Source organism: Xanthomonas arboricola (assembly GCF_002940665.1).
GTDB lineage: Bacteria > Pseudomonadota > Gammaproteobacteria > Xanthomonadales > Xanthomonadaceae > Xanthomonas > Xanthomonas arboricola_B.
The window spans coordinates 72777-87192 of record NZ_MIGY01000001.1 but is presented as its reverse complement, the minus strand read 5'-3'; the positions used below and the strand labels follow the sequence as shown (position 1 = coordinate 87192).

Genomic DNA, 14416 nt, shown 5'->3' with positions numbered 1-14416 from the left:
TCAGTTCCTCCGCGCCACGCCGTCGGTGCGCTCGATCCGCACCACGTCGCCACCATCGCCGCCCAGGCGCAGTTCGGCCGCGCCGAACAGCCGATCCACGATGTAGTACGGCGAGCGAAAACGGTAGTTCACCAGTTGCCCGTCGCCCTGCGCGCCGATCACGAACAGCGGCGGCAGCTCGCCCTGGGCGATACCTGCCGGGAACTGGATATAAACCTTCTCGCCGTCGTCGAAGGCGCGTAGCGGCTTCCACGGTGGGTTGCTGCCCGACACCGCGTAGCGGAAACGGATCTTCTCCAGCGACAGGCCGGTATCGACCGGCGCGGCGGCGCTGGCCGCCTGCGACTGGCGCTGCAAGGCCAGCATCCGGTCTTTCGGGTAGTCCCAAGATGCCGACGCCATCCACGCCTTTTCCGTCGAGGTCAGCTCCAGCAGGTAGGTGCGTCGGCTGGTGGTGATGACCAGATTAGTTTTCAGGCCCGAGCGGATGGGCTTCACCAGCACGTTCACGCGCAGCGCATCGCCGCTGCCGCTGGACGTGTCGCCGACGATCCAGCGTACCGTATCGCCAGCGGCGACCGTCACCAGTTCCTCGCCCGGCTGGAGTGACACCACGGTCACGCGCCCCGGCGCGGCATAGACCTGATAGAGCGCGCCATCGGTGAAGGGCCAGACCTGGATCGCATTGACGTAGCCCTCGCGCGTGGGTGCGATGCGCGCCTCCGCGTTGGCACGCGAAACGCGCACCTTCTCATCGGCCGGCTCCGGCGCAGCCGGGGCCGCATCGGCCGCCGGCAGCGGCTTCAACTGCGCAGGCAACGCCAGCGGCTCAGGGACGGCGACGACCTCCACCGGCGCTGGCGGTTCGGGCAGCGGCTGGGCCTGCACCGGCTCGTCGAGCGAGATGGTCGGCGGCTTGCCCTGCGAGGCGCAGCCCGCAAGGGCCAGCAGGATCGACGGCAAAGCGTAAAAGCGGAAAGGTAGGTTCATGGCTTGGCTCCTTCAGAAGAATCCAGTTCGCGGCTCCACGACAGACCGTTGACGTAGATCCCCAACGGGTTCTTGCGCAGGCGCTGTTCGGTGCGCGGGGTTTGCAAGACGGTGGACAGCACGGCGTTCCAGCGCTCGGTGCCGGCGGGCGCGCCGTTGACGTAGCGCTGCTCCGTCCAACGCACGTTGAAAGACGTGTCGCTGGCACGGGTCACACTGGTGATCTGCACCGTCACCGACTCCCGGCCAACGCGGGCGAACGGATCGTTCTTGCTGGCGTAATCGTTCAGCACGGCCGCGCCGCGGTCGGTGGTGTAGTCGTAGGCATCGAGCCAGTTCTGCCGCACGACGATGGGGTCGATGGACAGCGAGCGCACCAGCGTCACGAAGCGCGCCAGGTGATAGGCGACTTGCACGTCAGCCGGCTTGTAAGGCGTGGCGGCCTCGCCCACGGCACGCACCTGTCCGGCCTGATCGACCTCGATGACGTAAGGGGTCACGATGGACTGCGCCGAGCGCCAGACCAGGCCGCCAGCCATCAGCAGCGCGAGCACTAGGCAGCCGAAGGCCATCAGCCGCCAGTTCTTGGCCTGCACGCGGGCCGAGCCGATACGGTCGTCCCACACCTGGGCGGCTGCTTGGTACGGAGTGGCAGGCTGCGGCGTATCGGCGTAGCGCACCTGCGGTCGTTTGAATCGCATGGGTGTTCTCCTTCAAGGTCAGGTATCGGAATCGCGCAGGCTCGGGCCTTGCCCGGAGCCGCCGCCGTCGCCACCCCGCAGCGTGTGGGCGGCGGTGGTGGCGGCATGGGTGGCTTGTTGGCGGCGGTGCATCCGCTTGGCCCAGGCGGGTTGTTCTTGCTTCTGCGAACTGGCGGCGCCGTCTGCGGCGGATGGGCCGGCCGTGGCTGCACCGGCGGCAGCACCGCCGGATGCGGCCCCTGTGCCGGAATCGCCCGAAGATCCGTTCCAGCCGGCACGGAAAGGGCCGGCCATCTTCTGCCCGGCAGCGGAAGCGCCGGAAGCAGCGCGACGGCCCGCCGCCTGTGCGCCGGTCTTGGCGACATTGCCCAGGCCCGCCATCGCGCCTTTGGCCCCGCCACCGGCTGCGGCGGAACCGGCCTGGAACGCCGACCGGGCGCTACCGGCCGTCGAGGCAGCGGCACGCGCACCGCTGCCGGCCAGCTTGGCGGCGGCCGGCGCCATGCGCGCCCCGGCCATGACCGCACCGCCCACACCAGTCGCGGCGGCGCCAATGGCAACACCCGTGCCAACAGCGCCGACAGCGGCACCGGCCATTGCACCCGCGCCAAGCTGCGGCGCCCCGGATACCAGGCCGGTGGCGATGCCTGGGCCGAAGATGCCCAGCGCCAGCAGCGCGAGTGAGGCCAGCATCACGACAAGGGCATGGTCGATGGATGGCTCGTCGGGATGCACTTGGAACTCCGCGAACAGGCCCGAACCGATGCCGACAATGACGGCCAGCACCAAGACCTTGATGCCCGACGACACCACGTTGCCGAGCACCTTTTCGGCCAGGAAGCTCGTCTTGTTCCATAGCGCGAATGGCACCAGCACGAAGCCGGCGAGCGTGGTCAGCTTGAACTCGATCAGCGTGATGAAAAGCTGCACCGCCAGCACGAAGAAGCACAGGATCACCACCAGCCAGGCGAGGAACATCACCACGATGGGGTCGAGGTTCACGAATACTTCGGGGAAACCGGCCATATCGCCGATCTGTTCCAGAATCGGCGCGCCCGCGTCGATGCCGGTCTTCGCCAGTCGCCCCGGTTGGAGAAAGTTCTCCATCGTGATGGCCGAGCCGGTGGCCGTGATCCCCAGGCCGGCGAACGAGCGGAACACGATGCTCGCCAGCCAGTTGAAGTTGCCGATGATGTAGGCGAAGGCGCCGACGTACAGCACCTTGCGCAGCAGCTTGGCGATCACGTCCTCGCCCTGGCCGGTCGCGTGGCTCATGGCCCAATACAGGCCGGCGATGGTCATGTCGATGACGATGAGCGTGGCGGTCAGGAACGCGACTTCGCCTTGCAGTAGCCCGAAACCCGAGTCGATGTAGCGCGAGAAGGTGTCGAGAAAGCGGTCGATGATGGTCACGTCGTTCATGGCGTGTCCTCCGGCGAGGCGGGTGGCGCGTCGCCTTCGTGTACGTCGTCGGCGGGCGTATCGAAGCTCGGCGGAATCGGCGGCAAGTCGGTCAGCGAGCCGTATTCGTCCGGCCCGGTGTGGCCGGCGAAGAATCGTCGCCGGAAGGCTTCGGCGGCGGCACGGCAGGCGTCCTCGCCCTCGGCTTGCCGGTCAGCCGCGCATTGCGCGCGCAACGCCTTGAGCCGCACGTGATCGGCGGCCAAGGCGTCGGCCAGGTTCTCGGCCGGCTGCTGTCCGCAAGCGGTCAGCAGCATGGCCAGCAGGACGGGAGCGCATCGCATGGCCGCCTCCCGTCAGTTGTTGTAGAAGTTGACGGACTGCGGCGTGTACGGCGTGCCGGTGCCGAGGAAGCGCCGCCGCACTTCGCGGGCGCGCTCGGTCGCCGCCGCCTGCCGCGCGAGTTCCAGCGAAGCGGCCCGGTCTTGCGTGATCTGGAGCTGCTGGGCCTGGATGGACTGCTTGGCCTGGAGCGCGAGAAGCTGGTTCGTCGCCTGCATCGCTTGCAACGCCCCTGTGGCCGACTGGCTCTGGCTCACGAGGTCTGCCAGCGCGCTTTCGTCCTGGGCGAGGTTCTGCGACACCTGCGCCTGCATCCGCATCGCGGTGTGCAGGCCGTTCAAGGTGTTCTGCCAGCGTTCGCGGGCGTCCTGCGCCATGCGGTCACCGCTGATGGTGGCGGCATATTGCTCCGGGTACAGGCGGGCGAAGGTGGCATCCATGCTCTGCACGTCGTAGGCCAAGCCGCGCGCCTCGGCGATCAGGCGTTCGGTGGTGGCGAGGGTGGAGCGCAGCCGGTTGACGATGTTGAAGTCGAGATTCGCTAGATTGCGCGCCTGGTTCATCAGCATCTGCGCTTCGTTCTGAAGCTGGTTGATCTGGTTGTTGATCTGCTCCAGCGTGCGGATGGCGGTCAGCGTGTTCTGCACGAAGTTCGACGGGTCGAACACCGTCAGCGCGGACGCGGGCTGTACGGCCAGCAGAGACACCGACAGCACGGCTGCGAGCGAGACGGACAGCAGACGGGGCTTGGTCTTCATGGCAAGTTCTCCTGTGACTGTGAAAGGAAGGAAGCCGCCGCCGGTGCGGACGGCAGCAGATCGGCGGCCCAATCGAGGCCGCGATGGCGCAGCCACGCGCCGGCGAAGCCGGGTGCGCCGGCCTGTGTCAGCACGCGGTCGATGTCGCGTTGGTCTTGCGGTGTGGATGCGCCCGCGAACGCGAGCGCGGCCGGCCCCAGGTCGAGGTCGAACAGGCGATTTCCGAGGCGCGATTGGTAGTAGTAGTCGCGCTTGGGCTGCGCGGTGGCGACGATCTCGATTTGCCGGCTGTTGAGGCCGAAGCCCTCGTAGATCGCGCGAATCTGCGGCTCGGTGGCCTGCGGGTTAGGTAAGAAAATCCGACTGGCGCAGCTTTCGATGATCGCGGGCGCGATGGGCGAATCCTTGATGTCGGCCAGCGACTGCGTGGCGAAGATGACACTGACGTTCTTTTTCCTGAGCGTCTTGAGCCATTGCCGGATGCGCGCCGCGAAAGACGGCTCATCGAGGAACAGCCACGCCTCATCGAGAATCAGCAGCGTGGGCGCACCGTCGAAGCGCTCATCGAAGCGGGCGAACAGATAGCGCAGCACGGCTTGCACGGCGGCGGGGCTGTGCATCAGTTCTTCCATCTCGAAGCCTTGCACATTGCCGAATCCGAGGCGGTCGGCGTCCGCATCCAGCAGCTTTCCGTGCGCGCCGCCCAGAACATAAGGCGCGAGTGCCTGGCGCAGCGCGTTCGATTGCAGCAGCACGGAAAGCCCGGTCATCGTGCGCTGTTCGACCGGTGCACCGGCGAGACTGCCGAGCGCCGACCAGATCGCCGCCTTCTCGTCGGGGCCGACGGTCACGCCTTCGTGCAGCAGGCGGCCTTCCACCCATTCGGCCGCCCAGGTGCGGTAGCCCTCGCCGTCGATACGGGCGAGCGGCTGAAAGGCAATGCCGCCATCGGCTCCAAGGTCGTAGTGCTCACCGCCCAGGCCGAGAATGGTGGCGCGCATCGAGCGCCCCATGTCGAAGGCGAAGATCCGCGAGCCAAAGTAGCGGCGGAACTGCATTGCTAGGATGGCGAGCAGTACCGACTTGCCCATGCCAGTCGGCCCAGCGACCAGCGTATGCCCCACGTCGCCGATGTGAGTGACCAAGCGAAAAGGCGTCGCGCCATCGGTGCGGGTGACGATCAGCGGCGGGCCGTCGAGGTGGTCGTTCTTCTCCGGCCCGGCCCACACCGCCGACAGCGGCATCATGTGCGCCAGGTTCAGCGTCGAGACGATGGGCTGGCGCACGTTCGCGTAGGCATTGCCGGGAATGGACGACAGCCACGCATCGACGGCATTGAGGGTTTCGGGGATGGTGACGAAGCCCCGGCCCTGTATGACGCGCTCCACCATGCGCAGCTTCTCGTCAGCCCCGGCCGGGTCGGCGTCGAGCACCGTCACCGTGGCGGTGAGGTAGCCGAAGGCGACCTGATCGCTGCCCAGCTCCTGTAAGGCGGCATCGGCGTCGGCCGCCTTGTTGCTGGCGTCGGTATCGACCAGCGGGCTTTCCTGCTGGAAGATCGTTTCGCGCAGCAGCGCGACGACGTTCTTCCGTTTCGCAAACCACTGGCGGCGCAGGCGACCGAGTTCTTTTTCTGCCTCGGCCTTGTCCATGCAGATGAAGCGCGTGCTCCAGCGATAGCCAAAGCCCAGGCGGTTGAGGTCGTCCAGCAGGCCCGGCCAGGTTGAGGTCGGAAAGCCGCGCACTGACACCACACGCAGGTGCTGGTCGCCCAGCGTGGGCGCCAGGCCACCGACGAGCGCGGAGTCGGCCAGCAGCGCGTCCAGATGGAAAGGCACTTCGGGGACGCCGATGCGATAGCGCCGCGTCGAGACGGTCGCGTGCAGGTAGGTCAGCGTCTGGCTGTCGTCCAGCCAGGCGATTTCTGGCATCACGCCGTCGAGCAGGTCGAACACGCGATCGGTTTCCGCCACGAAGGCATCGAGGCGGCCGTCCCAATCCACGCCATCGCCGGGCGAGTTCTCGTAGAGCAGCTTGGCGGCGCGGGCGCGGGATTCCTCGGGCGGCAGGAACGTCAACGTCAGGTGATAGGTGCTCTCGAAGTGATGGCCCGATTCCTCGAACGCGGCTCGGCGTTCTTCATCGACGAGCCAGGACAGCGGCTCGGGGAAGTCGGAACTTGGATAGCCCGCCGCTGCGCAGCGCTCGGCCTCGATAAACAGCGCCCAGCCCGAACCCAAGCGGCGCAGCGCGTTGTTGAGCCGCGCCGACGTGGCGATCAGCTCGCCTTGCGTGGCGCTGTCCAGATCAGGCCCGCGAAAGCGCGCCGTGCGCTGGAACGAACCATCCTTGTTCAGCACCACGCCCGGCGCGATCAGTCCGGCCCAGGGCAGCCAGTCGGCGAGCAAGGCGGGCCGCTGGCGGTATTCGGCAAGGTTCAACATGGTATCCCCCTCACACGTCCAGCAGCGGCTTGTGCTTGATGTGGCGCGCGAAGACCTGCATGAACTGCGGATCGACGCGCGCACCCCATACGGCCAGCGAGTGGCCGACGATCCAGAGCACCACGCCGGGAATCCACAGTTGCAGGCCCAGCCCGACGGCGGCGGCCAGCGTGCCGTTGGCGATCGCCACGGTGCGCGGCGCACCGCCCATGAGGATCGGCTCCGTCAGCGAGCGATGCAGCGGCACCTCGAAGCCTGGAAGATCGTTGGCCGTACTCATACGACGGCCCCGCCGGAGAAGCTGAAGAACGACAGGAAGAACGAGGACGCGGCGAACGCGATGCTCAACCCGAACACGATTTGGATCAGCTTGCGAAAGCCGCCGCTGGTGTCGCCAAAGGCCAGCGCCAGGCCCGTGGCGATGATGATGATGACCGCGACGATGCGCGCCACCGGCCCCTGGATCGACTCTAAGATCGACTGCAACGGCCCCTCCCACGGCATCGAGGAACCGGCGGCCTGCGCCGTACCGGCCAGGAGCAGCAGCAGCGCGGCCAGCAGCAGCCCCTGCCCCGCAGGGCGGACGAGGCTGCGCAGCCTCGCAAGGCTGGACTGGCGGGGAAGCGGATTTACGGAAAAGCGGAAAGAATCAACGTGTGTCATGGCAATTCTCCAGGTTGGTCAGGGGACGGGGACGGCGCAGCGGCATCGGCTGCGAGAGGAACCGGCGTCAGCACGGGAAACGGCGTTTCCAGCGCGTCCGCCAGCCGGTAGCCCGCGCCGTCGAAGCCGACGACGCGGGCGATGCTTTCGACGTGGCGCTTGCGGCCACGACCGGCGATGTGGATGACGACATTGACCGCCTCGGCGATCAGCGCACGCGGCGGGTTCACGGCCACTTCGAGAATCAGTTGCTCCAGCCGCAGCAGTGCGCCCAGCGCGGAACCGGCGTGGATCGTGGCAATACCACCGGGATGGCCGGTGCCCCACACCTTGATGAGATCCAGCGCCTCGCCGCCGCGCACTTCGCCGACGATCACGCGGTCGGGGCGCAGGCGCATCGTGGCGCGCACCAGCTCCTGCATCGACACCACGCCCGCGCGCGTGCGGAGCGGCACATGGTCGCGGGCTGCGCATTGCAGTTCGATGGTGTCTTCGAGCACCAGCACGCGGTCGCCAGTGGCGGCGATCTCGGCCAGCAAGGCGTTGGCGAGGGTGGTCTTGCCGGTACTGGTGCCACCGGCAATCAGGATGTTCTGCCGCTCGCGTATTGCGCGGCGCAGGAAGTCCGCTTGGCCGCCAGTCAGGATGCCGTCGCCGACGTAGCGATCCAGGCCGATGATGTTCACGGCACGCTTGCGCAGCGCGAACGCCGGCCCCGGTGCGGCCGGCGGCAAGATGCCCTCGAAGCGTTCGCCCGTCTCGGGCAGCTCGGCGGTCAGCAGCGGCTGGCCGCGATGCACTTCCGCGCCGACGTGGGCGGCGACCAGGCGGATGATGCGTTCGCCATCGGCCTCGGGCAGTTCCATACCCAGCGGCGAACGGCCCGACGACAGCCGATCGACCCACAGGGTACGGTCGGGGTTGAGCATGATTTCCACCACGTCCGGGTCTTCCAGCGCGGCGGCGATCAGCGGCCCCATGGCTGTGCGCAGCATCTGGATGCGGCGATCCAGCGATGTCGCGGTCGATGACCGTGGTTCAGGCGGGGTGTGCGGAACGGCGCTCATGAGGCCCTCTCCCGCGCTTCGGCCAGCGCCGCCGCGTCATCCATCCGCATCGGATCGGGATGCAGCTCCTCCACAACATCGCGTACTAGGCTGCGGCCGCGCAGCAGGTGGCGGCCAAGCTGTTCCACGAACTGCTCGAAACGCGCCTTGCCCTGGGCGCGTGCCGCGTCCTGATGGGCTTCGGGAATCGGCGTGCTGACGGTCAGGAAGTAGCGGATGAACAGGGCCAGCGTTTCGATCTGGATGTTCTGGTCGCGCTCCAGGCGCTCGGTCTGGCGCGACAGCCGATCCAGCCGCTTGGCGATGGCCGCCTCGCGCTGGTCGCCCGCGTCCGGCGATAGCCAGGATGCCAGCGCTGCCGCGACGATGGACGACTTGGACACGCCTTTCTTGGCGGCGAGTTCGTCCAGGCGCTGAGCGTGCTCGGGCTGAATGAATAGATTGAGGCGGTATTGGCTCATAGGTCGATTCCGTCATTGGGGTCGAGGGACGCCAGCCGGGCCGTGCGTTGCATGGCCGGGTCGAGCTGGGCAGGAAGTGGCAGCGGCAAGTCGTCGTCGAGCAGCCCTAGGTCGGAAGCGTGTGCGTCCGGTTCGGGGTCGTAGGCGACGGCTTCGGTGAGTTCGGGCTGACGGCGTGGGCCGCCGTCGTCGGTGCCGCCCAGGCCATCCGCGGATGCTGTGGCCAGTGCAGCGGGTACGGCAGGGATCGCCAGCCCGCTCCAGTCGTCGGAGCGCAATGGCGGCGCATCGTCGTAGTGCCCGTCTGCAAGTACAGGCGGTGGCAGCACGCGGCGGCTGAAATTAGCGTCCGAGTAGTAGCGAAGCTTCTTGGCTTTGATCGGCGCGACGCTGGACACCATCACCACGGCTTCATCGGGCGGAAGCTGCATCACCTCGCCTGGAGTGAGTAGCGGCCGTGCGGTTTCCTGCCGCGACACCATCAAGTGGCCGAGCCACGGGGCCAATCTGTGGCCGGCGTAATTTCGCTGCGCGCGCAGCTCGGTGGCGGTGCCAAGGGTTTCCGAAATCCTTTTCGCCGTCCTTTCGTCATTCGTCGCAAACGTCACGCGAACGTGGCAGTTGTCGAGGATGGAATGGTTCTGCCCATACGCCTTGTCGATCTGGTTCAGGCTTTGGGCGATGAGGAAGCTGCGGATGCCGTAGCCGGCCATGAAGGCCAAGGCAGTCTCGAAAAAGTCCAGGCGCCCCAGCGCCGGAAACTCATCGAGCATCAGCAGCAGCTTGTGGCGACGCTCGATGCCATCGGAGCCATCGAGCGATTCGGTAAGGCGCCGCCCGATCTGGTTGAGGATCAGGCGGATCAGCGGCTTGGTGCGGCTGATGTCCGAAGGCGGCACCACCAGGTACAGCGATACCGGATGCGCTGCGGCGATCAAGTCGGCGATGCGCCAGTCGCAGCGCGACGTGACTTCGGCCACCGTGGGATCGCGGTACAGGCCAAGGAAGGACATGGCCGTGGAGAGCACGCCCGACCGCTCGTTGTCCGACTTGTTGAGCACTTCCCGCGCAGCGGATGCGACAACCGGGTGCGGTGCATCGCCCAGGTGCTTTGTCGTCATCATCCGGTGCAGCGTCAGCTCGAACGGGCTGGCTGGGTCGCTGAGGAAGTTGGCGACGCCGCGCAGCGTCTTGTCTTCGCCTGCGTAGAGCACATGCAGGATGGCCCCGACCAGCAGCGCGTGGCTGGTCTTTTCCCAATGATTGCGCTTCTCCAGCGCACCTTCGGGATCGACCAGGATATCCGCGATGTTCTGCACGTCGCGCACTTCATGCGCGCCGCGCCGAACTTCCAGCAGCGGGTTGTAGGCCGCCGACTTCGCATCGGTCGGGTTGAACAGCAGGCAGTGGCTGAACCGGCTACGCCAGCCGGCAGTGATCTGCCAGTTCTCGCCCTTGATGTCGTGGATGACGGCCGAGGCTGGCCAGGACAGCAGCGTCGGCACTACCAGGCCCACGCCTTTGCCCGAACGTGTGGGCGCGAAGGTCAGGACGTGTTCCGGGCCTTCGTGACGCAGGTATTGATGGTCGTACTGGCCGAGGAGCACGCCGGCCGGTTGCGTCAGGCCCGCCCTGCGAATGTCATCCGCGTTCGCCCAGCGGGCCGAGCCGTAAGTCGTGACCAAGCGCGACTGCCGCGAGCGCCAGATCGACATGCCGATTGCGACCACTACTGCCAGCAGGCCACTGCCGCCCGCGATGGCGCCGCCGGTATCGAACACGCGCGGCGCATATGCATCGAAGACGAACCACCACTCGAACAGCTTCCACGGGTGGTAGATGGGTGTGCCAAGAAGATCGAACCATGGCGAGCCGAGGCGTACTTGATAGCCAAGGGCCGCTGCTGTCCATTGTGTGGCGCCCCACACGCCGGCGATCACGATGCCGAACACTACGGCGATCTGACCAAACAGCACGTTCGTCCCTTGCATGACCTGGCCTCCGATCTCTCCTGCGCTGATTCCTCATGGAAGAAACGGCACTAGGACGTGCCGCAGGCGTCAGGATCGGTGCCGGGTCAGTGCCGGTCAAAGACCGTTATCGGCAGAAAAGTCGAGCAAAAAGAAAGAATTCGCGCAGGGTCGGGCCAAAGAAAAACGCCGCAAGCGATGGCGCATTGCGGCGTGTCTAGCGAAGAATGAAGGATTCGTAGCGAATCGCCAGCGATCAGAACTTGGGCGGATTCTCTGGCGGTGTGTAGGGCGTTGTACCGTCACCGTAGAAGCGCTTGCGCGTTGCCTCGGCTACCCGATTGCACAGCACATCGCCCAACTTGGGGCGATCGGTCTTGCACTGTTGGCGCAACTCCTTCAACCGTGTCGGATCGGCAGCCAGTTCCTCCACGGTCGGGATGTCGGCCTGCTTGGGCGTTTCTGATTGGCCGCAGGCAGTCAAAAACGCGGCCAGCAGGAGCAGTATGGTCTTGTTCATGGCTCTGTTTCCTCCGAGAGGTAAGGATCATTGCCCGGCGCGGGCCTGACGGCCTTGGGGGACTCGATGGCCTGCACGCGCTCGATGAAGCGAGCCAGCACTTGCGATGGCTCGCCTGCCGGGTACAGCAGGTACGTCGTGAGTACCGGCGACCGGCCGGCCAGCGGCCGTGCGACAACGCCGGGTTCCCGACTGGTCGCAATGTGCGAGGCACCGCTCAGTCCCACGGCGAGGCCAGCCGACACCAGCGCCATCATCAGGTCGGATGATGCCACCCGTTCGGCAATCAGTGGCTCCATGCTCGACCGGCGCAACACCCGCTCGACTTGGCGCGCATGGCCCTCGCACGCCGGTGCGTCGCATACCACCAGCGGAAAGCGCATGAGTTCTTCCAACGGAATACGCTTATGGATCAGCAGCGAATGGCGCGCTGGCACGGCCACCATCAGCGGGTCGCTCCAAACAGGTAAGGCGGTAATACCGTCACCGACCTCCTCGGACTGCGCGAATCCCAAATCGTACAGATCATCGTTCAAGCCCTTGATCTGCTGCGACAGCGGAACCTCGAAGAAGCGGATCTCGACCTCGGGTTCTTCCTCCCGACATAGCGCGAGCAGCGCCGGCAGGCGCGAGGGCGTAATGCCGTCCGACAAGGCGATGCGCAGTTGTCGGTGGAAACCATTGGCGGCAGCCTTCACGCTGTCGCGGGCCTGCTGCAGGGCGGCGAACACGCGACGCACATGTTCCAGAAACAACGTGCCCGCGCGGGTCAGCCGCGTGCTGCGCGTGGTACGCACGAACAGTTGCGTCCCCAGTTCTTCTTCGAGTTCTTTGATGGCCCTCGACAAGGGCGATTGCTCGATGTGCAGCCGCTCAGCGGCCCGCGCGAAGTGAAGTTCTTCGGCTACAGCCAAGAAGTAGCGGAGATGTCGTAGCTCCATTTATTCGTTCTCCTTTATTAACTCCTCTTTCGGGCATCACCATCGAGATTGACGATGTAATAATCCTAGCCTATAAATACTCACAGTGTCTATTTGATCGGAACAGCCCTTCTCCGCCGGGGTCAAGGGCGATTCCCGTCACCTGAGCCAGCACTGATGGAGCCAGATCCACTTCGCATCTTCATGTCCGGTCAGTCGATGGCGCCGGGCATGTTCTCGTCCATCCCTACGCCCGCCTCGGCCGGCGGTTAGACACCTTCAAAGAGTGTCCTCGGATGCAAAGTCGATAGCCAGAACAGACAAATGAAACCTGGAAAGAAGACCGGTACGCCGGCAAAAAATGCCAAGCCCAAAGGCCGAAGCCGCCTTTCTATCGGCGCTGTCCGCAGCCCCGAAAGCACCGAGGCGATCCTGACGGCCGCGGAAGACATCCTGGAAGAAAACGGCTACAAGGCATTCACCCTGGATGCGGTGGTCGCCCGTGCCGGGGCGAGCAAACCCACCATCTACCGCTGGTGGGGCAGCAAGGCGGCGCTGATCCGGGAGGTTTATGAGCGCTCCGGTGAAGCATCGCTCGTCGTTCCCGATACTGGGAGCCTGGAACAGGATCTCAAGGCGCATCTAGGCTCTCTATGGCGCTGGTGGGCCACCACCCGTTCCGGTGAAGCGCTGCGCAGCTTCATCACCGAAATCCAGTTGAACCCGGAGTCCCTGCAGGAATTCCGCGAAACCTTCCTTCCTCGTCGCGAACGAACCTTGCGCAACATCTTCGCCCGTGCCGTCGAGCGGGGAGAGATCGAGGATTCTGCGTTGGTCGAAGCAGCCGTGGCGATGTTGACCGGCATGTCTTGGCTGCACCTGTTCACGAACAACCTCCAGGCAAGCCGGAGCATTGACGATGCGGTCTTGATCGTGACGAAGGGGCTTCGCGCTTGCTGACCAGATCCAAAAGGTGAACTTCATGGACATTCGCACGCTATGAGCGCTCCGCACCCGGAAATCACCATCGTCGGCGCGTCGCTCGCCGGCCTCACCCTGGCGCTCGCCTGCGTGGCGAGAGGCGTGCCGGTGCATGTCGTCGAGCGCTCCGCCGGGCACGTGCACGGCGGCGACAGCCTGAGCATCGACCTGGCCCTCGTGGCAGCGGCCACGGGGCACGATCCGCGTCAGCCGCCCGTGCTGCCCGTGGTGCCTGCCTATCGCGAACTGACCACCTGGCCGGCGCTGTACGCCTGGCTGCGAGAGCGGGCGATCGCCACACCAGGCATTGTCCTCGAAGAAGGCAAGACCGTCGCCTCTATCACCGATTTGGGCGATCGAGCGCGCATCACCTTTGCCGACGGCAGCGAACGGGTCGCCGCAGCAGTGATCGGCGCGGACGGTTATCGCAGCACCGTGCGCCGGGCGATCGCCCCGGAAGCCCCATTCGCCCGTTACGCCGGCTACCTGGTGTGGCGCGGGCTGGTCGAGGAACGCACGCTGGCGCGCCCAGTCCCCTGGCCGTCGGATGGCGGACTGTGGATCGAATTCATGGGTGGCTACAGACTGGTCGCCGCAACGCTCCCTGGCCGTGATGGCTCGGTGGAACCTGGGCGGCGCCAAGTCACCTTCGCCTGGTTCGACGTGCATCGGGACGAACTGCTGCGCCGCAGCGGCTGCCTGACCGCCGATGGCGAGATCGTGGGAACGCTGGGGCGTGGAACGATCGACGAAGCGGTCAGGGAAGAACTGGCGACGCTGGCGCCGCGATTCTGGCCAGCGGAATGGGCGGAGGCGGTGATGGCCGGGGTGCGCTCGACCGAAGTGCTGAGCGGCGCGCCGATCGCCGAGTACATGCCGCCTCGCCTGGCGCATGGCGCATTGGCCATCGTCGGCGATGCGGCCCACGTCGTCTCGCCGATGACCGGGCGCGGCTACCTGACCGGCGTGGAAGATGCCACGTTGCTGGCCGGGACGCTGGCCGACCGGCCGGCAGAGGAACCCATTGCCGCCGCGCTGGCCCGCTACGGGGCGGCGCGATTGCCGTTCGTGCGCGGGCTGGTCGCCCATTCGAGCCGGATCAGCGCCGAGTATCGCCGCTATGCGGCGGCGAAGTGACCGGCGCGCCCCTCCATGGACGGCGATGGCATCGCCGCCCGTTGCGATCCGAGGCGGCCGC

At 66.2% G+C, this 14416-nt stretch carries 14 protein-coding genes and 2 pseudogenes; 3 read left to right on the top strand and 13 right to left on the bottom strand.

The window, feature by feature from the left end:
* The 13 genes from trbG to XarjCFBP7645_RS00375 all read right to left on the bottom strand — a co-directional run bounded on the left by trbG (position 1) and on the right by XarjCFBP7645_RS00375 (position 12258).
* Positions 1-990 carry a P-type conjugative transfer protein TrbG gene (gene trbG / locus XarjCFBP7645_RS00435; RefSeq protein ID WP_047127345.1) on the bottom strand — a complete coding sequence of 330 codons (990 nt, stop codon included), beginning with the start codon at positions 988-990 and terminating at the stop codon, positions 1-3.
* Positions 987-1691 (bottom strand): conjugal transfer protein TrbF, encoded by a 705-nt coding sequence (gene trbF / locus XarjCFBP7645_RS00430; protein ID WP_047127344.1) that lies wholly within the window; start codon positions 1689-1691, stop codon positions 987-989. Before trbF ends, trbG begins: the two co-directional genes overlap by 4 nt.
* A gap of 18 nt (positions 1692-1709) precedes the next feature.
* Positions 1710-3113 (bottom strand): P-type conjugative transfer protein TrbL, encoded by a 1404-nt coding sequence (gene trbL / locus XarjCFBP7645_RS00425; RefSeq protein WP_047127343.1) that lies wholly within the window; start codon positions 3111-3113, stop codon positions 1710-1712.
* Entirely contained in the window at positions 3110-3436 is a 327-nt protein-coding gene (locus XarjCFBP7645_RS00420) for a hypothetical protein (RefSeq protein ID WP_047127342.1), read from the bottom strand. Before XarjCFBP7645_RS00420 ends, trbL begins: the two co-directional genes overlap by 4 nt.
* A 12-nt stretch (positions 3437-3448) precedes the next feature.
* A complete protein-coding gene (gene trbJ / locus XarjCFBP7645_RS00415; protein WP_047127341.1) occupies positions 3449-4192 on the bottom strand; it encodes a P-type conjugative transfer protein TrbJ in 744 nt (247 codons plus the stop codon).
* A complete protein-coding gene (trbE, locus tag XarjCFBP7645_RS00410) occupies positions 4189-6636 on the bottom strand; it encodes a conjugal transfer protein TrbE (RefSeq protein ID WP_047127340.1) in 2448 nt (815 codons plus the stop codon). The genes trbJ and trbE overlap by 4 nt, the downstream gene beginning before the upstream one ends.
* Positions 6637-6646: 10 nt before the next feature.
* On the bottom strand, positions 6647-6916 hold the full coding sequence (locus tag XarjCFBP7645_RS00405) for a VirB3 family type IV secretion system protein (protein ID WP_032956449.1): 270 nt from the start codon (positions 6914-6916) through the stop codon (positions 6647-6649).
* Positions 6913-7299, bottom strand: a complete 387-nt coding sequence (locus tag XarjCFBP7645_RS00400; protein ID WP_047127339.1) for a TrbC/VirB2 family protein — start codon at positions 7297-7299, stop codon at positions 6913-6915. The genes XarjCFBP7645_RS00405 and XarjCFBP7645_RS00400 overlap by 4 nt, the downstream gene beginning before the upstream one ends.
* On the bottom strand, positions 7296-8294 hold the full coding sequence (gene trbB / locus XarjCFBP7645_RS00395; protein WP_425511728.1) for a P-type conjugative transfer ATPase TrbB: 999 nt from the start codon (positions 8292-8294) through the stop codon (positions 7296-7298). Before trbB ends, XarjCFBP7645_RS00400 begins: the two co-directional genes overlap by 4 nt.
* Positions 8295-8362: 68 nt before the next feature.
* Positions 8363-8827 carry a CopG family transcriptional regulator gene (locus XarjCFBP7645_RS00390; protein ID WP_047127337.1) on the bottom strand — a complete coding sequence of 155 codons (465 nt, stop codon included), beginning with the start codon at positions 8825-8827 and terminating at the stop codon, positions 8363-8365.
* The gene (locus XarjCFBP7645_RS00385; protein ID WP_047127336.1) at positions 8824-10818 is read right to left on the bottom strand and encodes a conjugal transfer protein TraG; all 1995 of its coding nucleotides are present in this window, start codon (positions 10816-10818) and stop codon (positions 8824-8826) included. Before XarjCFBP7645_RS00385 ends, XarjCFBP7645_RS00390 begins: the two co-directional genes overlap by 4 nt.
* A 235-nt stretch (positions 10819-11053) precedes the next feature.
* Entirely contained in the window at positions 11054-11317 is a 264-nt protein-coding gene (locus XarjCFBP7645_RS00380) for an EexN family lipoprotein (protein WP_047128786.1), read from the bottom strand.
* A complete protein-coding gene (locus tag XarjCFBP7645_RS00375; RefSeq protein WP_047127334.1) occupies positions 11314-12258 on the bottom strand; it encodes a LysR family transcriptional regulator in 945 nt (314 codons plus the stop codon). The genes XarjCFBP7645_RS00380 and XarjCFBP7645_RS00375 overlap by 4 nt, the downstream gene beginning before the upstream one ends.
* Before the next feature lie 303 nt (positions 12259-12561).
* Here XarjCFBP7645_RS00375 and XarjCFBP7645_RS22130 point away from each other — a divergent pair.
* From XarjCFBP7645_RS22130 to XarjCFBP7645_RS00365, 3 genes and pseudogenes are all read left to right on the top strand, one after another.
* Positions 12562-12843 (top strand): annotated as a pseudogene (locus XarjCFBP7645_RS22130) (TetR/AcrR family transcriptional regulator); the annotation flags it as partial.
* A gap of 6 nt (positions 12844-12849) precedes the next feature.
* A pseudogene (locus tag XarjCFBP7645_RS22125) lies at positions 12850-13197 on the top strand (TetR-like C-terminal domain-containing protein); the annotation flags it as partial.
* 39 nt (positions 13198-13236) lie between these two features.
* Positions 13237-14355, top strand: coding sequence for an FAD-dependent monooxygenase (locus XarjCFBP7645_RS00365; RefSeq protein WP_047127332.1), 1119 nt, complete (start codon positions 13237-13239; stop codon positions 14353-14355).
* Positions 14356-14416: the final 61 nt, after the last annotated feature.